The 18639-nt window shown below is 61.0% G+C and carries 20 protein-coding genes; 2 read left to right on the forward strand and 18 right to left on the reverse strand.

Annotated features, from left to right (window positions below; translation table 11 throughout):
- Position 1: 1 nt before the first annotated feature.
- The 8 genes from pabC to QRN48_RS15805 form a co-directional block, all read right to left on the reverse strand.
- On the reverse strand, positions 2-820 hold the full coding sequence (pabC, locus tag QRN48_RS15770; RefSeq protein WP_285351617.1) for an aminodeoxychorismate lyase: 819 nt from the start codon (positions 818-820) through the stop codon (positions 2-4).
- Positions 817-2061 (reverse strand): beta-ketoacyl-ACP synthase II, encoded by a 1245-nt coding sequence (gene fabF, locus QRN48_RS15775; protein ID WP_037011758.1) that lies wholly within the window; start codon positions 2059-2061, stop codon positions 817-819. The genes pabC and fabF overlap by 4 nt, the downstream gene beginning before the upstream one ends.
- Positions 2062-2168: 107 nt before the next feature.
- Positions 2169-2405, reverse strand: coding sequence for an acyl carrier protein (gene acpP, locus QRN48_RS15780; protein WP_016973676.1), 237 nt, complete (start codon positions 2403-2405; stop codon positions 2169-2171).
- Between the two features lie 186 nt (positions 2406-2591).
- Complete coding sequence (gene fabG / locus QRN48_RS15785) at positions 2592-3329, reverse strand: 3-oxoacyl-ACP reductase FabG (protein WP_037011760.1); 738 nt, start codon at positions 3327-3329, stop codon at positions 2592-2594.
- A gap of 15 nt (positions 3330-3344) precedes the next feature.
- Entirely contained in the window at positions 3345-4283 is a 939-nt protein-coding gene (gene fabD, locus QRN48_RS15790) for an ACP S-malonyltransferase (RefSeq protein ID WP_285351621.1), read from the reverse strand.
- A 138-nt stretch (positions 4284-4421) separates the two neighbouring features.
- A complete protein-coding gene (gene plsX, locus QRN48_RS15795) occupies positions 4422-5429 on the reverse strand; it encodes a phosphate acyltransferase PlsX (protein WP_285351622.1) in 1008 nt (335 codons plus the stop codon).
- 4 nt (positions 5430-5433) lie between these two features.
- The gene (rpmF, locus tag QRN48_RS15800; protein WP_003179396.1) at positions 5434-5616 is read right to left on the reverse strand and encodes a 50S ribosomal protein L32; all 183 of its coding nucleotides are present in this window, start codon (positions 5614-5616) and stop codon (positions 5434-5436) included.
- Positions 5617-5629: 13 nt separating this feature from the next.
- Positions 5630-6157 carry a YceD family protein gene (locus QRN48_RS15805; protein WP_037011765.1) on the reverse strand — a complete coding sequence of 176 codons (528 nt, stop codon included), beginning with the start codon at positions 6155-6157 and terminating at the stop codon, positions 5630-5632.
- Positions 6158-6263: 106 nt separating this feature from the next.
- Here QRN48_RS15805 and QRN48_RS15810 point away from each other — a divergent pair, with 106 nt between their 5' ends.
- Positions 6264-6842, forward strand: a complete 579-nt coding sequence (locus tag QRN48_RS15810; protein WP_285351624.1) for a Maf family protein — start codon at positions 6264-6266, stop codon at positions 6840-6842.
- Between the two features lie 66 nt (positions 6843-6908).
- Here QRN48_RS15810 and sppA read toward each other — a convergent pair whose 3' ends face one another.
- From sppA to rluC, 3 genes are read right to left on the reverse strand one after another with little or no spacing between them, the layout of a single operon-like run.
- Positions 6909-7901, reverse strand: coding sequence for a signal peptide peptidase SppA (gene sppA, locus QRN48_RS15815; RefSeq protein WP_285351625.1), 993 nt, complete (start codon positions 7899-7901; stop codon positions 6909-6911).
- Between the two features lie 7 nt (positions 7902-7908).
- The gene (locus QRN48_RS15820; RefSeq protein ID WP_191945324.1) at positions 7909-8589 is read right to left on the reverse strand and encodes an HAD-IA family hydrolase; all 681 of its coding nucleotides are present in this window, start codon (positions 8587-8589) and stop codon (positions 7909-7911) included.
- Entirely contained in the window at positions 8579-9538 is a 960-nt protein-coding gene (rluC, locus tag QRN48_RS15825) for a 23S rRNA pseudouridine(955/2504/2580) synthase RluC (protein ID WP_191945323.1), read from the reverse strand. The genes QRN48_RS15820 and rluC overlap by 11 nt, the downstream gene beginning before the upstream one ends.
- 722 nt (positions 9539-10260) lie before the next feature.
- On the opposite strand from rluC, the gene rne reads away from it, so the two are divergent.
- Complete coding sequence (rne, locus tag QRN48_RS15830) at positions 10261-13593, forward strand: ribonuclease E (RefSeq protein ID WP_191945322.1); 3333 nt, start codon at positions 10261-10263, stop codon at positions 13591-13593.
- Between the two features lie 164 nt (positions 13594-13757).
- Here rne and QRN48_RS15835 read toward each other — a convergent pair whose 3' ends face one another.
- From QRN48_RS15835 to pocA, 7 genes are all read right to left on the reverse strand, one after another.
- Complete coding sequence (locus tag QRN48_RS15835) at positions 13758-14354, reverse strand: nucleotidyltransferase family protein (protein WP_191945321.1); 597 nt, start codon at positions 14352-14354, stop codon at positions 13758-13760.
- A 74-nt stretch (positions 14355-14428) separates the two neighbouring features.
- On the reverse strand, positions 14429-15448 hold the full coding sequence (murB, locus tag QRN48_RS15840) for a UDP-N-acetylmuramate dehydrogenase (protein WP_285351630.1): 1020 nt from the start codon (positions 15446-15448) through the stop codon (positions 14429-14431).
- Between the two features lie 46 nt (positions 15449-15494).
- Entirely contained in the window at positions 15495-16259 is a 765-nt protein-coding gene (gene kdsB, locus QRN48_RS15845) for a 3-deoxy-manno-octulosonate cytidylyltransferase (RefSeq protein ID WP_037011775.1), read from the reverse strand.
- Complete coding sequence (locus tag QRN48_RS15850; protein WP_003174668.1) at positions 16256-16441, reverse strand: Trm112 family protein; 186 nt, start codon at positions 16439-16441, stop codon at positions 16256-16258. The genes kdsB and QRN48_RS15850 overlap by 4 nt, the downstream gene beginning before the upstream one ends.
- A gap of 17 nt (positions 16442-16458) precedes the next feature.
- Positions 16459-17454: a tetraacyldisaccharide 4'-kinase gene (gene lpxK / locus QRN48_RS15855; protein WP_191945319.1), complete on the reverse strand. Its 996-nt coding sequence runs from the start codon at positions 17452-17454 to the stop codon at positions 16459-16461.
- Positions 17454-17885 (reverse strand): flagellar polar localization protein PocB, encoded by a 432-nt coding sequence (gene pocB, locus QRN48_RS15860; RefSeq protein ID WP_191945318.1) that lies wholly within the window; start codon positions 17883-17885, stop codon positions 17454-17456. Before pocB ends, lpxK begins: the two co-directional genes overlap by 1 nt.
- Positions 17882-18556, reverse strand: coding sequence for a flagellar polar localization protein PocA (gene pocA / locus QRN48_RS15865; protein ID WP_037013163.1), 675 nt, complete (start codon positions 18554-18556; stop codon positions 17882-17884). Before pocA ends, pocB begins: the two co-directional genes overlap by 4 nt.
- Positions 18557-18639 lie beyond the last annotated feature (83 nt).

Below are 18639 nucleotides of genomic sequence, written 5' to 3' on the forward strand. Positions count from 1 at the left end.
ATCAGATATCCAGAAGCCCGCGAACAAGGTGTTGGAGTTTACGGGTCAGCGGCCCAACCGGCCAGTTCAGATGCTCGATGCCCAGCACCGGCCAGATGCCATACACGCTGTTGCAGACGAACACCTCGTCGGCCTTCTGCAGGTCAGCCATGTGCAGATCCAGCTCCCGGGCAGGCATATTCTCGCGCTCTGCCAGCGCCAGGATCTCGGCTCGCATGACGCCCGCCACACCGCATCGGCGCAGGTCCGGCGTCAGCAGAACGCCGCCCTTGACCATGAAAAGATTGCTGTAAACCCCTTCGATGATTCGCCCGGATACGTCCCGCATCAGGCCTTCGGCATAGTCAGCGTTCTGCCATTCGCTGCGGGCAAGCACTTGCTCAAGACGATTCAGGTGCTTGAGCCCGGCCAGCAACGGCTGCTCGGCCAGACGAGTCTGACAGGAGAACAGCCTGATGCCTTGCTGTGCATGGGCTTCGGGGTACGCGGGCAACGGGCCGGCCTGCAGAATGCGGCGCGGCGTGGCGTTCGATGCCGGTGCATAACCCCGTACCCCGTCGCCACGGGTGACGATGAGCTTCATCACGCCCTCGCCTACTTCCCCGGCAAAACTGCGGCACTCGCGCTCAGTCAACGGCAGGTCAAGGTTCAACGCCAGGCGCTGCGCCCCTGCTGACAGCCGGTCCAGGTGACGCTGGAAGAGCAGCGGCTGCCCGGCCGTGACCAGACAGGTTTCGAAGAGACCATCGCCGTAAGCCAGACCCCGGTCCTTGACGGCAAGGGAGTCGGCTGCAAGGCCATCGATCCAGCTCAGGGTCACTCGGCGTACCGACGGAAGACCAGCGAACCGTTGGTGCCGCCAAAACCGAACGAGTTGGATATCACCACGTCGATGGGCATTCTGCGCGGCTCGTGAGGCACGAAGTCCAGGTCACAGCCCTCGTCCGGCTCATCGAGGTTGATGGTCGGCGGCGCGACCTGATCCTTGATTGCCAGCACGCTGAAGATCGCTTCGATCGCACCGGCGGCGCCCAGCAGGTGGCCGGTCATCGATTTGGTCGAGCTGACCGCGAGCTTGTAGGCGTGTTCACCAAACACCTTCTTGATGGCGCTGACCTCGGCCAGATCACCAGCAGGCGTGGAGGTGCCGTGGGCGTTGATGTACTGCACGTCTTCAGGGCGAATCCTGGCGTCGCGCAGGGCATTGGTGATGCAGCGCGCTGCGCCGGCACCGTCGTCAGGCGGCGAGGTCATGTGGAAGGCGTCGCCGCTCATGCCGAAACCGATCAGCTCTGCATAAATGGTCGCGCCACGCGCCCTGGCGTGTTCCAGCTCTTCAAGCACCATGGCACCGGCGCCATTGGACAGCACGAAGCCATCGCGGCCTTTGTCCCATGGACGGCTGGCGCGAGCAGGCTCGTCGTTGCGAGTGGACAGCGCGCGGGAGGCGCCGAAGCCGCCCATTCCCAGACCGCAGGCGGCCATTTCAGCGCCACCGGCAATCATCACGTCTGCTTCGTCGTAGGCGATGTTGCGCGCCGCCATGCCGATGCAATGGGTGCTCGTGGTGCAGGCTGTGGCGATGGCGTAATTGGGACCCTGTGCGCCAAGATGGATCGACAGAAACCCGGAAATCATGTTGATGATCGAACCCGGTACGAAAAACGGGGAGATCTTGCCCGGCCCCTGCTCGTGCATCAGGCGGCTGGTGTTTTCGATGTTGGTGAGACCTCCGATGCCCGATCCCATCGCCACGCCAACGCGTTCGCGATTACTGTCGTCGATCTGGATGCCGGAGTTGCGCACGGCCTGGAAGCTGGCAGCCAGCCCGTACTGAATGAACAGGTCGAGTCTGCGGGCCTCTTTGGCCGACAGGTATTCCTCGACATTGAATCCCTTCACCGAACCGCCAAAACGGGTGGTGTACTTGGACAGGTCTGTGTGTTCGATAGGCCCAATGCCACTCTGGCCAGCCAGAATGCCTTGCCAGGTGCTCGGCACATCCGTGCCCAAAGGCGTCAGCATACCCATACCGGTGACCACGACGCGTCTACGCGACACAGGACTCTCCTTTCTTCTATTGATGAAACGCTGCCCTATTCAAAGAAAAAACCGCACGCCAAGGGCAGTGCGGTTTCTCCAGGACAGCAAACTACGATTACAAAATCTTACGCCTGGTGGGCAGTAACGTAATCGATAGCCGCTTGTACGGTGGTGATCTTCTCGGCTTCTTCGTCAGGGATTTCGGTCTCGAATTCCTCTTCCAGAGCCATTACCAGCTCAACGGTATCAAGGGAGTCGGCACCCAGGTCTTCAACGAAGGAAGCACTGTTGGTGACTTCCTCTTCCTTGACGCCAAGTTGTTCGGCAACGATTTTCTTGACGCGCTCTTCGATGGTGCTCATACCGTGTTTTAACTCCTAGTGGACAAATTCAGGCAGCTGGCCGATGGGTAAGTGTATAGAAGAGGATTTGCGCATTTCAAGCTAAACGCATTTTCCGCTACGCCCAACGACCCTCTGCCCCTTAATAGATTTCAGCTTTATAACGGATTTTAGACAGCCCGTATGACATTTTTTCAATACGACTCGTCACATGTACATGCCGCCGTTAACGGGGATTGTAGCCCCGGTAACGTAGCCTGCACCTTCTGAGGCAAGAAAAGCGACAACATGCGCGATCTCTTCTGCCTGCCCCAGTCGGCCCAGAGGAATCTGGGCCGTCAGGGAATCCCGTTGCGCTTCTGGCAGCTCACGCGTCATGTCGGTGTCGATGAAACCCGGGGTCACCGAGTTGACCGTGACCGCGCGCGACCCGACTTCACGTGCCAGGGCACGGCTGAAGCCTTCCAGACCCGCCTTGGCGGCCGCATAGTTTACTTGACCTGCGTTGCCCATGGCACCCACCACCGAACCGATGCTGATGATCCGGCCCCAGCGCGCCTTGGTCATGCCACGCAGGACGCCTTTTGACAGGCGGAACAGGCTGCTCAGGTTGGTGTTGATAACGTCATGCCATTCGTCATCTTTCATGCGCATCATGAGGTTGTCACGGGTGATGCCGGCGTTATTGACCAGAATCAACGGCGCGCCCACACGCTCGGTGATCTGGGCCAGCGCAGCGGCCACGGACTCGTCACTGCCGACATCCAGCGCCAGGCCGAAGCCTTCGATACCGTTTTCCTTGAAATAGGCGGTGATCTTCTCGGCGCCGGACTCCGACGTCGCCGTGCCGACAACCGTGGCACCGTTACGTCCCAGTTCCAGGGCGATGGCCCGGCCGATGCCGCGGCTCGCGCCGGTGACTAGTGCAACTTTACCCTGACTCATGCAGGCGTCTCCTATTCAGGCCAGCGCCGCGCGAGCGGCGGCGAAGGCGTCTGGGGTATTGAGATTGTGAGTGGTCACGCCATCGGCGCAACGCTTGTTCAAACCGGCGAGGACCTTGCCCGGGCCGCATTCGACCAACTGCAGGGCACCCTCTGCGGCCAGGGTCTGAATCGATTCGACCCAGCGCACTGGTTTGTAGAGCTGCTGCAGCAGATCGGTTTTCAGCGTGTCGAGGTCAGACACGACGCTGGCGCTGACGTTTTGCACCAACGGGATCTGCGGCACCTGCCATTCAATGGCAGCGATCGATTCGGCAAAGCGTTCGGCCGCCGGGCGCATCAACTCGCAATGCGAGGGCACGCTTACCGGCAATGGCAGGGCACGCTTGGCGCCCTTGGCCTTGCAGCCTTCAATGGCGCGCTCGACGGCGGCCTTGGCACCGGCAATGACAACCTGACCGGGCGAATTGAAGTTCACCGCACTGACCACTTCACCCTGGGCCACCTCGGCGCAAGCGGCAATGACCACCGCATCGTCAAGACCCAGAATGGCCGCCATGCCGCCCTGCCCCGCCGGCACAGCTTCCTGCATCAGCTGACCACGGCGCTCGACCAGTTTGACCGCGTCCGCGAGGGTCAGGCTGCCTGCGGCAACCAGCGCGCTGTACTCACCCAGGCTATGGCCCGCAACGTAAGCAGGGCGCACGCCGCCTTCCGCCAGCCACAGACGCCACAAGGCAATCGAAGCAGTGAGAATGGCGGGCTGGGTTTTGTCCGTCTGATTAAGGCTCTCTTCCGGGCCCTGCTGAGTCAGTGCCCAGAGGTCATAACCCAGAGCATCGGAAGCTTCTTTGAAGGTATCCAGCACCAGCGGATGCTGCGCGCCCAGCTCGGCCAGCATGCCGAGGGACTGCGAGCCCTGGCCCGGGAAGACAAATGCGACGGAAGCAGACATTAACAAGCCCCTGATTATTCTCGTCAAAAAGAGCGCCCGGCGAGCCGAACGCGAGGTAATTCAATGTGTTGCGATGGAAAGTTGGATGACCCGGCGGTCACAGGCGTCACATTCTAGCGCAAGACTGGCACTCAGGCCCTAAAGCAGCTCCTCCAGACGACCGCGCAAGCGCTGCGGCAGGTTCTCCTGAATCTCGACCAGCGCGCGCTGGATGGCACTCTGAAACCCCTGGGCGTCAGCTGAGCCGTGGCTTTTCAGCACAATCCCCTGCAAACCGAGAAAGCTGGCACCGTTGTGCTGCGCTGGCGCCAGATCGGTCTTAAGCCGGCCCAGCACGGGCCTGGCGACGAGCCCAGCCAGACGCGACAGCAGGTTACGGCGAAACAGCGCCTCGATTCGGTCGCCGATCATCAACGCGAGGCCTTCGCTGGACTTGAGCAGCACATTACCCACGAAACCGTCGCAGACGACGACATCCGCCTCGCCTCGATACAGGCCATCACCTTCGACAAAGCCGACGTAGTTCAACCCTGGCGCCGCCTGCAACAGGCTGGCGGCCAGCTTGACCTGCTGATTGCCCTTGATGTCCTCGGTGCCAACATTCAGCAACGCAACCTTGGGTCGCTTCACGCCCAGCGACTCGGCCGCGACTGAGCCCATCACTGCAAACTGATAGAGCTGCTCGGCGCTGCAGTCGACATTCGCACCCAGGTCCAGGAGCTGGCAGCAACCGCGTTGCGTGGGAATGGCCGCCACCATCGCCGGGCGGTCGATGCCGGGAAGGGTTTTCAGCACAAGCCGGGAAAGCGCCATCAACGCACCCGTATTGCCGGCGCTCACGCAGGCGTGCGCCTGGCCTTCGGCGAGTTGCTGCAGAGCCACACGCATGGATGAATCAGGCTTGCCGCGCAGCGCCTGCGACGGACGCTCGTCCATGGTGATGACTTCACTGGCATGCACAACGCGCAGACGCGAGCGATCGACACCGGGATGGCGGGCGATGAGTTCTTCAAGGAGGGGAGCTTGACCGACAAGGGTCAGGTGTAGCGAGGGTGTAGCAAGCAGGCAGGCAATGCTGGCCTGAACAATGCTGCGGGGACCGAAGTCCCCGCCCATTGCGTCGATCGCGATGACCGGAGCAGACAAGAAATTACTCGTCAGCGCCCTTGTCGATCACTTTACGGCCACGGTATACGCCTTCTGGCGATACGTGGTGACGCAGGTGAACTTCACCGGTGGTTTTTTCTACAGACAGAGTGCTAGCCTCGAGAGCGTCGTGCGAACGACGCATGTCACGGGCAGAGCGGGATTTTTTGTTCTGCTGAACAGCCATAATTGATTAACTCCTAAACGTTTGGGTCACGCTTTAACTGCGCCAATACACTGAACGGGTTGGACCGCGTTACCTCGTCCTCGCTCGGCTCGGGCTCATTGAGGTCCGCCGGCGGCTGGCATTCTTTCGGATCATGAGTTGGAACAATGGGCAAGGCGAGCAACAGCTCATCCTCGATCAAGGCCAGCAGATCCATGGGATCTTCGCCGAGTTCCAGCACGTCATAGCCTTTCGGCAACGACTGGGTGTTTGCACCCTCCTTCACCACGGCATAACTGCATTCGCTGTGGATGGGAAAGGTGACCAGCTCAAGACAACGCTGGCAAACCATTTTGACTTCGACGTCAATTTCGCTATGGATGACCACAGCGCGTTGCTCGTCTCGTTCAAAAACGAATTTCGCCTGCACCGTACCGAGATTGTCAGCAAGCGGGTCGCAGAGTCTCTCCAAATCAGCCAGCAGCATCTCTCCCTGAAGAGTAGTGCCACGATCAGCTAATTTGCGCGGGTCAACGTGAGGTGGAATCGGGTCATTCAACATAGGCGCAGCATTCTAGGGACGACCCTTTCGACTGTCAAAGGAAATTCAGGCCTGTTCGCAACCTGAGCTGCTGATTACACTCGACTTTCATGTTTCGGAGCAACCCATGCAGCCTCTACTCCTTGCTTCCAGCTCGCGTTACCGCCGCGAATTGCTCGATCGGCTGCGCTTGCCATTCGTCTGCGCATCGCCCGACATCGATGAAAGCCACCGACCGGACGAGTCGGCCACCCAGCTTGTGAGACGGCTGGCGCAGGAAAAAGCCATGGCCCTGGCCACACAATTTCCCAACCACTTGATTATCGGCTCGGATCAGGTGGCCGTGTTGGGCGACCGCATCATTGGCAAACCACATACCTTCGAGCGTGCCCTGGAACAGCTGAAGGCCAGCAGTGGCAAGAGTGTGAGCTTTCTCACCGGCCTTGCCCTCTTCAACAGCCGCACCGGGAAGTGCCAGGTCGACTGCGTTCCGTTTACCGTACACATGCGCCTGCTGGACGATGCGCATCTGCGACGTTACCTGCAGGCGGAACAGCCCTACGACTGCGCTGGCAGCTTCAAGGCAGAAGGTTTGGGCGTCAGCCTGTTCCAAAGCACAGAGGGGCCCGACGCCACCAGCTTGATCGGCCTTCCTTTAATACGCCTTGTGGACATGCTTATGAATGAAGGCGTCGAGTTGCCTTGACGGCCATAAAAAACCCGACCAGTGGCCGGGTATTTGTCGCGCAATGCATCAGGCCTGCCGGAAGGATCAGCGCATCGAGGGCCCTTTGAACCCCGCCCACATCGCGATTTGCTCGGCAACGCTGGCGCCCATTTTTTTGGAGAAGCGATCAAACACAGACTCCTGCACGGTGTAATCCACCATCTCTTTCTCACCGATGATGTCCCGCGCCACGTAGCTGGCACTGCCAAGCCCGTCCACCAGACCCAAACCGACGGCCTGCTCGCCGGTCCAGACCAGCCCGGAAAACAACTCGGGGTGATCCTTGTCTTTCAAGCGGTCGCCACGCCCTGCTTTCACGCTGGCGATGAACTGCTTGTGCGTGGTGTCCAGAACGCCCTGCCAGAACGCAGTTTCGTCAGGCTTTGGCGGCTGAAACGGATCAAGAAAGGCTTTGTGTTCGCCCGAGGTATACGTGCGACGTTCGACACCCAGTTTTTCCATGGTGCCAACAAAACCGAAGCCCGCGGCCGTTACGCCGATCGAACCCACCAGGCTGGCCTTGTCTGCGTAGATCTGGTCAGCGGCGCTGGCGATGTAATACGCACCCGAAGCACCCAGGTCAGTAATCACCGCATACACCTTGATGTCCGGCTTCTGCGCGCGCAGGCGACGAATTTCGTCGTAGATATAGCCGGACTGCACCGGACTGCCACCCGGGCTGTTGATGCGAAGGATCACGCCTTTGGTTTTTTCGTCTTCGAACGCAGCTCGCAAGCTACCGACGATATTGTCAGCGCTGGCCGCTTCGGTGTCGGCGATCATGCCCTTCACCTCGATCAAAGCCGTGTGGCTGGTACTGCGCGAGCCTCCCTTGCCGAAATCCATCAGAGGCGAGAACAGTGCCAGCGCGCCGAACAGATAAAGGAACGTCAGCGACTTGAAGAAGATCCCCCAACGCCGCGAACGACGCTGCTCCTGCACACTGGCAAGCAGGGTTTTTTCCAGCAATTTCCAGCTTTTTGCGTCCCCTGTGTCATCGCGCTCTGGCGAAGACGGAGATTTCCATTCGTCCGACATAGATCAATTACCCCAACAGCGAAGTTTCAGCAGCCCGCGCACCCAGCCAGGTGCGCAATTCGGAAAAATGTTTGATCGCCAGACGGGGCTGGTATTCAAGCAGCGAGTCGAGCGGCTGCGCGCCATACCCGACCGCCACTGAGTCCATCCCGGCGTTACGCGCCATCATCAGATCAAACGACGCATCGCCGATCATCAACGCCTTTTCAGGCCTGACGCCACACTGCTGAAGAATCTGATTGAGCATCAGAGGGTCTGGCTTGCTCGCGGTTTCGTCGGCTGCGCGGGTCGCGTCGAAAAAATCGGTCCAGCCATGGGCCTTCAACACCCGATCCAGCCCTCGGCGAGCCTTGCCGGTCGCGACGGCCAACTGATAGCCCTCGGCGCGAAAGGCGTCCAGCGACTCATGCACGTCCTCGAACAACCTGGACGGCTCAACGTCCATGGCCATGTAATGGTCTGCGTAGTGCTGACGAAAATCGATCAGGTCATTGGCAGTGATGTCCGGGTACAGCGTGCGGATGGCCTCCGGCAACCCCAGCCCGATAATGCCCTTGATCGCCACGTCATCGCGCACCGGCCGACCTGCGAGGCGCGCTGCGGCTTGCATCGCCTCGACGATGCGGCCGATGGAATCGGACAGCGTGCCGTCCCAGTCGAAGATCAGCAGTTCGTAATCAGGGCGCAAGCAGCAGTCGCTCCACGGTTTTGGCCCACATCTCGTCGACCGGGGCTTCAAGTTTCAGCTCGCCACCATCGGGCAGCGGCACTGTCAGGGCATACGCGTGGAGGAACAGACGCTTGCCGCCAAGGTCACGGATTTCGCGGCTGAAATCTTCATCGCCGTACTTGGGATCGCCGGCGATGCAGTGACCGGCATGCAGCGCGTGCACGCGGATCTGGTGAGTACGGCCGGTGATGGGCCGGGCCTCGACCATGGTGGCGAAATCACCGAAGCGGCGCAGGACCTTGAACAGGGTCAGCGCCTCTTTGCCCTCTTCGTTGACCTCGACCATGCGCTCGCCGGAGCGAAGATTGCTCTTGAGCAGCGGCGCGCGGACCTGCTTCTGCGCGGTCGGCCAGTTTCCACGGACCAGCGCCATATAACGCTTGTCGACGCCGTCGCCGCGCAATTGCTCGTGCAGGTGGCGCAACATGCTGCGCTTCTTGGCGATCATCAGCAGCCCGGAAGTGTCGCGGTCCAGACGGTGGACCAGCTCCAGCTCCTTGGCATCGGGACGCAGCTGACGGAAGGCCTCGATAACGCCGAAGCTCAAACCGCTGCCACCGTGCACCGCGATACCCGCAGGTTTGTTGAGAACGATCAGGCCTTTGTCCTCATGGACAATGGCGGCCTCAAGGCGCTGAAGCAGGCCTTGGGCAACCGGCACGGGCTCGTCGCGCTCAGGCACGCGAACGGGCGGAACGCGCACGATATCGCCGGCCTGAAGTTTGTACTCGGGCTTGATCCGGCCCTTGTTCACGCGCACTTCGCCTTTACGCAAAATGCGGTAAATCAAGGTCTTGGGAACGCCCTTGAGGTACGTGATCAAAAAGTTATCGATGCGTTGACCGGCAAGTTCCGGCGCAACCTCTACCAGCCGAACGCCGGGGGTTGGGGGGGTGATATTTGTCATGGCGCAAATCATAACAATTTTTTATGGATTTGAAGCACTTAATGATTGCTGCTATAGTCGCGAACGCCGCCAAAAGCGGCCTGGACAGCGGACAAACGGTATGACAACCGGCCCTGCCCAACGCAATTCACGAGGGCGCGAGGCCGTCCTACGGGGCTTTCGGTGACAACGGAAGATCAGCAAGCGTAACAAGCGCAGGTGACATGAGGCCTGAAACAAGCCCGATCGCAGAGTGAGTCACTCGCCATCGAGGCCCACGTTCAAGGCCAGTTCACAAAGTGCAGTCGCTGGCAGTCGCTCCGGGCGAATGTTTCGGAAACCATGCCTTATTTGAGCCATGACGCGCGGACTTCCAATGGAGGCTCGCGATAAATGCAACCCGCTGCGGATTCAGCGCGCGGCAGCACCCGAATTATCAGGGATACGTGTGGGGTGGAGACGCACAACCGTCGGACTGTGTAGCACAAGGCTTTATTCAAGACGCTTCATATCGTCCGCTACCGATGGTTGATTCCTCCTCCTGACAAAGCTTTTGCTGACAGGGTGTCATTTGTCACCACAGCAAGCAGGAACGTCGTCGCGACTCGGCCCCGCTGGCCGAACCTCGTTAGACACTGGAGTGTTCAAGCACTCCTGACGTGCCCTGACACCGACCGTGAGAAGTCGTGTGTGCCGAACGCCGTTTCCGGCAGCCCGGAAACCGACGGTACTACATGAAAAGAATGCTGATTAACGCAACTCAACCCGAAGAGTTGCGTGTTGCGCTGGTAGACGGCCAGCGCCTATACGACCTGGACATCGAATCCGGGGCCCGCGAACAGAAGAAGGCCAACATCTATAAAGGCCGGATCACGCGTATCGAACCCAGCCTTGAAGCCGCGTTTGTCGACTTCGGCTCCGAGCGTCACGGCTTCCTGCCGTTGAAAGAAATCTCCCGCGAATACTTCAAGAAGTCGCCCGAAGGCCGCGTCAACATCAAGGACGTCCTGAGCGAAGGCCAGGAAGTCATCGTTCAGGTCGAGAAAGAAGAGCGTGGCAACAAGGGCGCAGCCCTGACCACCTTCATCAGTCTGGCCGGCCGTTACCTGGTCCTGATGCCAAACAATCCTCGCGCCGGCGGTATCTCCCGTCGTATCGAAGGCGAAGAACGCAACGAACTGCGCGAAGCGCTTAACGGCCTGATTGCTCCAGCCGACATGGGCCTGATCGTTCGTACTGCCGGCCTTGGCCGCAGCAGCGAAGAAATGCAGTGGGACCTCGATTACCTGCTCCAGCTGTGGACCGCGATCAAAGAGGCCTCCCTCGACCGCTCCGCGCCGTTCCTGATCTACCAGGAAAGCAACGTCATCATCCGCGCCATCCGCGACTACCTGCGCCAGGACATCGGCGAAGTGCTGATCGACAGCGTCGAAGCCCAGGAAGAAGCGCTGACGTTTATCCGTCAGGTGATGCCGCAATACGCCAGCAAGATCAAGCTGTACGAAGACAGCGTTCCGCTGTTCAACCGTTTCCAGATCGAAAGCCAGATCGAAACCGCCTTCCAGCGTGTCGTCGAACTGCCTTCCGGTGGCTCCATCGTTATCGATCCGACCGAAGCACTGGTGTCCATCGACATCAACTCGGCGCGCGCCACCAAGGGCAGCGACATCGAAGAAACCGCCCTGCAGACCAACCTTGAAGCGGCTGAGGAAATCGCCCGTCAACTGCGTCTGCGTGACATCGGCGGCCTGATTGTCATCGACTTCATCGACATGACCCCGGCCAAGAACCAGCGCGCCGTTGAAGAAAAGGTCCGGGAAAGTCTTGAAGCCGACCGCGCCCGTGTCCAGGTCGGCCGCATCTCGCGCTTCGGCCTTCTGGAAATGTCCCGTCAGCGTCTGCGTCCGTCCCTGGGCGAGAGCAGCGGCATTGTCTGCCCGCGCTGCAACGGCACCGGCATCATCCGTGACGTTGAGTCGCTGTCCCTGGCGATCCTGCGCCTGATCGAAGAAGAAGCGCTGAAAGACCGCACTGCCGAAGTGCGCGCTCAAGTGCCGATCCCGGTCGCCGCGTTCCTTCTCAACGAAAAACGCAACTCGATCACCAAGATCGAACTGCGCACCCGCGCCCGCATCATCATCCTGCCGAACGACCACCTCGAAACGCCTCACTTCGAAGTCCAGCGTCTGCGTGATGACAGCCCTGAAGCGCACAGCCTGCAGACCAGCTATGAAATCGCCGCGGCGGCTGCCGAGGTTGAAGAAGTGGCTCCGCCTGCTGCTGCCACCCGCACGCTGGTTCGCCAGGAAGCGGCCGTCAAGACCGCTCCAGCGCGTGCCAATGCGCCGGTCCCGGTCGAGGCCGCTGCTCCGGTCGCCCCCGCCCCTGCTCCGGTTGCCCACGAGCCAAGCCTGTTCAAAGGCCTGGTGAAATCGCTGGTCAGTCTGTTCGCCAGCAAGGAAGAGCCAGCCGCACCGGCTGCGGTGGTCGAAAAACCGGTTGCCGAGCAGCGCCCGGCACGCAATGACGAGCGCCGTAACGGCCGTCAGCAGAGCCGCAGCCGTAACGGCCGCCGCGACGAAGAACGCAAGCCTCGTGAAGAGCGTGCGCCGCGTGCCGACCGTGAAGAACGCGCACCTCGTGAAGAGCGTGCTCCACGTGAGGAACGCGCGCCTCGTGAAGAGCGCGCACCACGCGAGCCACGTGAAGCCCGTGAAGAAACCACTGCACCACGCGAAGAGCGCCAGGCCCGTGCCCCGCGCGAAGAGCGTCAGCCACGTGCACCGCGTGAAGACCGCAAGCCGCGTGAAGAGCGCGTGCGTGAACTGCGCGAGCCACTGGACGCCGCACCGGCTGTCAATCTGCCCCGCGAAGAACGCCCTGAGCGCGCGCCGCGTGAAGAACGTCAGCCGCGTCCACCGCGTGAAGAACGTCAGCCGCGTGCCGAACAGGCTGCCGTTGCCGCCGAAGACGAAACGTTGCTGAACAGTGAAGAGCAGCAGGATGACAATCAGGAGCACGCCGAAGGCGACCGCCCTCGTCGTCGTTCGCGCGGTCAGCGTCGTCGCAGCAATCGTCGCGAGCGTCAACGTGATGCCAATGGCAACGAAATCGAAGGCACGGAAGGCTCCGACGCTTCCGAAGCCAACGACGGTGAAGGCCATGAGCACGCTCAGACGTCCCACGACGAAGTGCACGCCAATGCCGACCGCGGCGAAGTTGCCGCAGGTGCAAGCGTCGCTGCCGTAGCGGAGCGTGTCATCAGCGCCACCGCCGAAGCCGATGCTCATCGTCAGGCTGAACGTGCGAATACCTCTGTTGAGGCCAGCGCAACTGAAGCCGCTCCGGTGGCTCAGGCCAACGATGCAGCGCCAGAAGCGCCTGCCGTCGAGGCACCTGCCGCTGAAACCAAGCGTTCGGTCATGCCGGAAGTGGAAGTCGCAACATTCGACGCCTCTTTGAGCCCGTTTGAACGTCAGGTCAAGGCAGCTGCCGAAGCCGAGTCCACCGAGACGCCAGTTGCCGCAGAAGCGCCGGTCGTCGTCGAAGTACCGGCGGCAACGGAAATACCTGCACCTGTGGCCGTAGAAGCGCCAGCACCTGCGCCTGCTTTCCAGGCCGTTGAAGTGGCGGCTTCGGAGCCTGTGCACGTTGTCGAGCCTGTCAAGGTTGCAGAGCCTTCTCAGATCGAAGAACCGGCCAAGGCTGCAGAGCCGGTGCAGGCGAACGTGTCTGAAATCGATGTTCCGAAAATCGCCGAGCCTGTTGTACAGCAGCCAGTGGCAACTGAACCTGCCATCGACGCAGCAGCCCAGACCGCTGCGCCGGAGATCGTCGCCGCGCCCGTCGCGGTCGAGCCTCCCCAGGCACCGGCGGTAGAGCCTGTAGCTGAAGAGAAGCCAGCGCTGCCTATGGCGAGCAATGGCCGTGCACCGAACGATCCTCGTGAAGTGCGTCGCCGTCGTCTGGAAGCCGAGCGTCAGCAGAAAGAGGCGCAAGCCTCGAATGCTGCGCCACACGCTCAGGCCGAAGCTGCAGCACGTGCCGAGCACGACGAGCCTAAGCCGCTTGTTTAATCGGCAGTAGCTACACAGTCGTAGCTACACAGGCGTAGCTACACAGGCGTAACTATGAAAGCCCCACCTGTGAAAGCAGGTGGGGCTTTTTTTCGCCTGGGTTTTGATAAGGCCTGACGCATGGCACACCCGCCTCGGCGGATGGCCGTTATGCGTTTGTGGGATCAGCGCGACGGAAAAGTCAGCGCAGCGGGAACGTCAACGTCCCAAAGCACGCCAGGGTCGTCGACCTGGACTTCATGGATGCGCGCATTCTGGAAAAGCCGTTTTGCGCCCTTTTCACCTGCCAGCGTCATGAGCGCCGGACCGAACAGGCGCCCGAAAGCGACCGGATGCCCATAGCGCCCGCCATGTACCGGCACGCTGATGGCGTCGTCTGCCACTGAGCCTGCGACCTGTTCGAGCGTTGTAGCGTGAATAAAGGGCATGTCGCCCAGCGCAATCAACCAGCCACAATGGGCCGGCTCTGCCGACACGGCAGCAGCGATGCTGTCGCCCATGCCCGGAGAATCCAGTAGCACCACTTCACAGCCGTGGCGCAGGCCCAGTTCAGCGACGCTGCAGTAATCCGAGCGGGTCAGAAGGACAGTTTTTGCAGCGAGGGGACGGACATTGACCAGCACCTGCTCCAGCACCGATCGCTCGATGCCGTCACGGCCAATGCATTGAGCGAGAAGTTTGTTGCGATGCTCACCTGCAATCTTGCGATAGCGGCTGCCAAGCCCCGCCGCCAGAACGATCGCACACAGGGTTTCACTCATGTTCTCCCCTCTCCGTCCAAACGCTCACTTAAACCCGGCTGAAGACCGCTTGAGCTCGGCAAGAACAGCCTGACTCAATACAGGTTGGGTTCCATTTCCAGGGCGACACCGAAGCGCTCCAGAATGTCCGACTGGACCCGCTGCGCGAGTGCGAGCAACTGCTTGCCTGACGCCTGGCCATAATTGACCAGCACCAGCGACTGCAGCGCATGCACGCCAGCGTCACCCTCGCGAAACCCTTTCCATCCGGCTTGCTCGATCAACCATCCTGCCGCGAGTTTGACCTGCCCGTCAGCCTGTGGGTAGCCGACCACGCCCGGCCAGGCGCTTTTGATGAAGGCGAACTGCTCTGCGGGCACCAGCGGGTTTTTGAAAAAGCTCCCGGCGTTACCCAGCGTCGCTGGATCCGGCAGTTTTTCACTGCGGATGGCGCAGATCGCGCGGCTCACATGCATGGGCGACGGTTCTTTGATGCCCTGCTCTTCCAGGCGCTGCCGGACCGGGCCGTAGTCCAGGTGCAGGCTTGCGGAAAAGCTCAGTTTGAAGCGAACCCGCAGGATGAGCCATCGGTTCGGTTGCTGCTTGAACACACTGTCGCGATAGCCAAATGCACAGTCGGCCAACGTGAATTCGCGCAGCTCACCGTTGTGCCGATCCATCGCAATCAGGCTGTGGAAAACGTCCTTGAGCTCCACGCCGTAGGCGCCAATGTTTTGCATCGGCGCAGCCCCGACGGTACCGGGGATGAAACTCAGGTTTTCCAGCCCGGCCAAGCCCTGCGCGAGCGTCTCCAGCACGAAAGGGTGCCAGGGCTCCCCCGCTTCGGCTTCGACAATCGCGCCGCCACAATCCTCGTGGGTGATCCGGGTACCGCGACTGGCCATGCGCAGCACAAGCGCATCGACATCCTGGGTCAGCAGCAGATTACTGCCGCCGCCGATGACCATCAGCGGGAGGTCGTGGCCGGCCGAGTACGAAAGGGCCTCACGCACATCGTCGTCGGTGAACGCCTCGGCGAAGTACCTGGCGCGCACTTCAACGCCGAACGTGTTGTACGCCTTGAGGGACACGTTCGTCTGCACGTTCAGGGTCATGGGCGCATCCGCATAAACATTGGGAGATCAAACAGCGGGACGCTCATCAAACCTCCAGCAGCCGCCGAACGCGCTCGAGGTCTTCAGCGGTGTCCACGCCTGCCGGCGGTGCTTCCAGGGCGTCGGCCACGTGGATGCGCACGCCGTGCCACAGCGCACGAAGTTGCTCGAGGTTTTCGGTGTTTTCCAGCCAGCAAGGGCCCCAACTGACGAAGTCATGAAGGAAGCCTGCGCGGTAGGCATAGATGCCGATGTGGCGGCGGTACGGCACGCCTTCGGGTAACACTTCGCGCGTCAGGGCCAGCGCATCGCGGGCCCAGGGCAACGGCGCGCGGCTGAAGGTCAGTGCCAGCCCGTTGATGTCCGAGCACACCTTGACCACGTTCGGATTGAACAGCGACGCCACGTCTTCGATGGGCTCGGCAAGCGTCGACATGCGCGCCTCAGGGTGCGCCGCGAGGTTGTCGGCGACCTGATCGATCACTGCCGGTGGAATCATGGGCTCATCACCCTGGACGTTGACCACAATCGCGTCGTTGGCCAGACCCAGCTGGGCGGCCACCTCTGCGAGGCGGTCGGTCCCGGAGTTGTGATCATCCCGGGTCATCAGCACTTCGGCGCCAAAGGCCTGACAGGCTTCAACAATACGCGGGTCATCGGTAGCAACCACCACGCGCTGCGCACTGCTTTTACGCGCCTGTTCCCAGACGTGCTGGATCATCGGCTTGCCGGCAATGGTTTTCAGAGGTTTGCCTGGAAAACGGCTGGAGCCATAGCGCGCCGGGATGACAACGGTGAAGGCCGCAGTCATTTGTCCAGACGCTCGTCAGTGGTCAGCGTACGCGCTTCGCTTTCAAGCATGACCGGGATGCCGTCGCGAATTGGATAGGCCAGGCCGGCGCCCTTGCTGATCAGCTCGGTTTTGTCGGCGCTGAGCTTGAGAGGACCTTTGCAGATCGGGCAAGCAAGGATGTCGAGCAATTTGGTGTCCATAAGAAATCCTGAGCGAGTCATGGCAAAAGACGGTTTAACTGCGAATCGAACCAACTGACAAAGGCGGGAGAAGGCACGGCTTCTACCGCCAGGTACCACCAGTCTGGCGCGGCGAAGGGCGCACATTTGACGGCGTCCTTCTCGGTCATGACCACCGGCAACGAAGGGCTGAATGAAAGCGCCTGCGCAGTGAACACGGCATGGTCGGCGAACGCATGGGGAACAGGCCGCCAGTGTAGCCCTTCGAGGGTGTTGAAGAAACGTTGCGGGTTACCGATGCCCGCCACCGCATGAAGCGCCTGGCCGGGCGGAAAATGATTAACCGGCTGACGCTCACCCGTCAGCAGATTGACCAGCGCCGAAGGTTTGAGTTGAAACCCGTAACCATCGGCGTGATCCGTTGCCGCGCCGTTGTACAGCAGCGCATCGACGCTCTGCAGTCGCTCCACGGGTTCGCGCAACGGACCGGCCGGCAGGCAACGGCGATTACCCAGCCCGCGAACGGCGTCGATGAGCACCAGTTCCAGGTCACGGGCGAGGCGGTAATGCTGCAGGCCATCGTCGGAAAGAATGAGATCGAGCGGCTCCTGCGCCAGCAACGCACGCACCGCTTGCGAGCGATCCGGGTCAATCATCAGCGGGACGCCGGTGCGATTGACGATCAGCAGCGGCTCATCCCCCGCCTGCTCGGCAGGCTGTTGCGGATGCACACGCCAGGGCAGGCTCGGCGGTCTGGCGCCGTAACCCCGACTGACCACGCCAACGCGCAGCCCGCGTGCCCGACAGTGATCGATCATCCAGAGAATCAACGGCGTCTTGCCGGTGCCCCCGATGGTGATGTTACCGACAACGATGACCGGCACCGGCGCCTTGTAGCGCTCGCTCTGGCCTGCAAGAAACCGTGCGCGTTTGCGGTTCACCACGCGCCGGTAGAGGCTTTCGAGCGGGCGCATCAACGCCAGCGCCGGATGGCCTTTGTACCAGGCGTCTAGCAATCGGTCGGTGAGTGCCATCAGTTAGCCGATGCGGCCTCGACGGTGGTCATGCGCAAGTGGGCAAAACCCATCTTACCGGCGGCATCCATGGCGGTGATGACCGCCTGATGGGGTGTCTTGCCGTCAGCGCTGATCGACAATGGCAGGCTGGTGTCGCCTCCCGATTCCTTTTGCAAGGCGTCGATGAGGGTTTCAAGTTTGCTGTCGGCCAGCAGGGTGTTGTTCACCGAGTAGACGCCGTCGGCGTTGATGGTGATGTCCAGGTGCTTTTTATCCACATCATCCGCCGAGGCGCCGGTCACCGCCTGCGGCAGGTCCACACGCAGCTGGGTTTCCCGGGTGAACGTGGTGGTGACGACAAAGAACAGCAGCAGAATAAAGACCACGTCGATCAGCGACACCAGGTTGATGTCGATGGTCTCCCTGGGCTTGCGACGGCGGAATTTCACTTCTTCTTGCCCTCGCCACGCGCAGCAGCTTTAAGGTCCGGCTTTGCGTCGGTGAGGTCGACGTCACGGTCGCCCTGCACCACTTCCACCAGCTTGATGGCTTCCTGCTCCATACCGACGACCAGTTCGTCGACGCGGCTTTGCAGGTAGCGGTGGAAGAAGATTGCAGGGATCGCGACCGTCAGGCCCGAAGCGGTGCAGATAAGCGCTTTGCCGATGCCACCGGCCAGCATCCCGGCGTTGCCGGTCATACCGCTGCTGGTAAACGAACTGAAAATGTCGATCATGCCGAGCACGGTGCCCAGCAGACCCAGCAATGGCGCCATTGCAGCAATGGTGCCGAGCGTCGCCAGATAGCGTTCGAGGTCGTGAATGACCCGGGCGGCGGCTTCCTCGATGCACTCTTTCATGATCTCGCGACCGTGTCGGGAGTTGGCGAGGCCGGCGGCAAGGATTTCACCCAGCGGCGAATCGGCGCGCAGTTCCTTGAGTTTCTCCGCGCTCAGCTGTTTGTCCTGGATCCAGCGCCAGACCTGACCCAACAGATGCGGTGGCGTGATGCGACTGGCGCGCAACGTCCAGAGGCGCTCAATGATGATTCCGACGGCGGCAATGGAACTCAAAATGATCGGTAGCATCATCCAGCCACCTGATTTGACCAGCTCCCACACAGCGACCACCCCCCGAAAAAAAGTGGCGCCACTCTAACATAGCGACGGCCCCTCGCCGAACGTGTCGATGAATAACCAGGCCT

Origin of the sequence: Pseudomonas sp. ME-P-057 (genome assembly GCF_030208975.1) — a bacterium.
GTDB lineage: Bacteria > Pseudomonadota > Gammaproteobacteria > Pseudomonadales > Pseudomonadaceae > Aquipseudomonas > Aquipseudomonas lutea.

Bases quoted from the DNA above. Each gene is read 5' to 3' on its own strand.
- acpP (WP_016973676.1), bottom strand. From the start codon at position 2,405: ATGAGCACCATCGAAGAGCGCGTCAAGAAAATCGTTGCCGAACAACTT.
- fabG (WP_037011760.1), bottom strand. From the start codon at position 3,329: ATGAGTCAGGGTAAAGTTGCACTAGTCACCGGCGCGAGCCGCGGCATC.
- fabD (WP_285351621.1), bottom strand. From the start codon at position 4,283: ATGTCTGCTTCCGTCGCATTTGTCTTCCCGGGCCAGGGCTCGCAGTCC.
- rpmF (WP_003179396.1), bottom strand. From the start codon at position 5,616: ATGGCTGTTCAGCAGAACAAAAAATCCCGCTCTGCCCGTGACATGCGT.
- QRN48_RS15805 (WP_037011765.1), bottom strand. From the start codon at position 6,157: ATGTTGAATGACCCGATTCCACCTCACGTTGACCCGCGCAAATTAGCT.
- QRN48_RS15810 (WP_285351624.1), top strand. From the start codon at position 6,264: ATGCAGCCTCTACTCCTTGCTTCCAGCTCGCGTTACCGCCGCGAATTG.
- sppA (WP_285351625.1), bottom strand. From the start codon at position 7,901: ATGTCGGACGAATGGAAATCTCCGTCTTCGCCAGAGCGCGATGACACA.
- rluC (WP_191945323.1), bottom strand. From the start codon at position 9,538: ATGACAAATATCACCCCCCCAACCCCCGGCGTTCGGCTGGTAGAGGTT.
- rne (WP_191945322.1), top strand. From the start codon at position 10,261: ATGCTGATTAACGCAACTCAACCCGAAGAGTTGCGTGTTGCGCTGGTA.
- QRN48_RS15835 (WP_191945321.1), bottom strand. From the start codon at position 14,354: ATGAGTGAAACCCTGTGTGCGATCGTTCTGGCGGCGGGGCTTGGCAGC.
- murB (WP_285351630.1), bottom strand. From the start codon at position 15,448: ATGACCCTGAACGTGCAGACGAACGTGTCCCTCAAGGCGTACAACACG.
- kdsB (WP_037011775.1), bottom strand. From the start codon at position 16,259: ATGACTGCGGCCTTCACCGTTGTCATCCCGGCGCGCTATGGCTCCAGC.
- QRN48_RS15850 (WP_003174668.1), bottom strand. From the start codon at position 16,441: ATGGACACCAAATTGCTCGACATCCTTGCTTGCCCGATCTGCAAAGGT.
- lpxK (WP_191945319.1), bottom strand. From the start codon at position 17,454: ATGGCACTCACCGACCGATTGCTAGACGCCTGGTACAAAGGCCATCCG.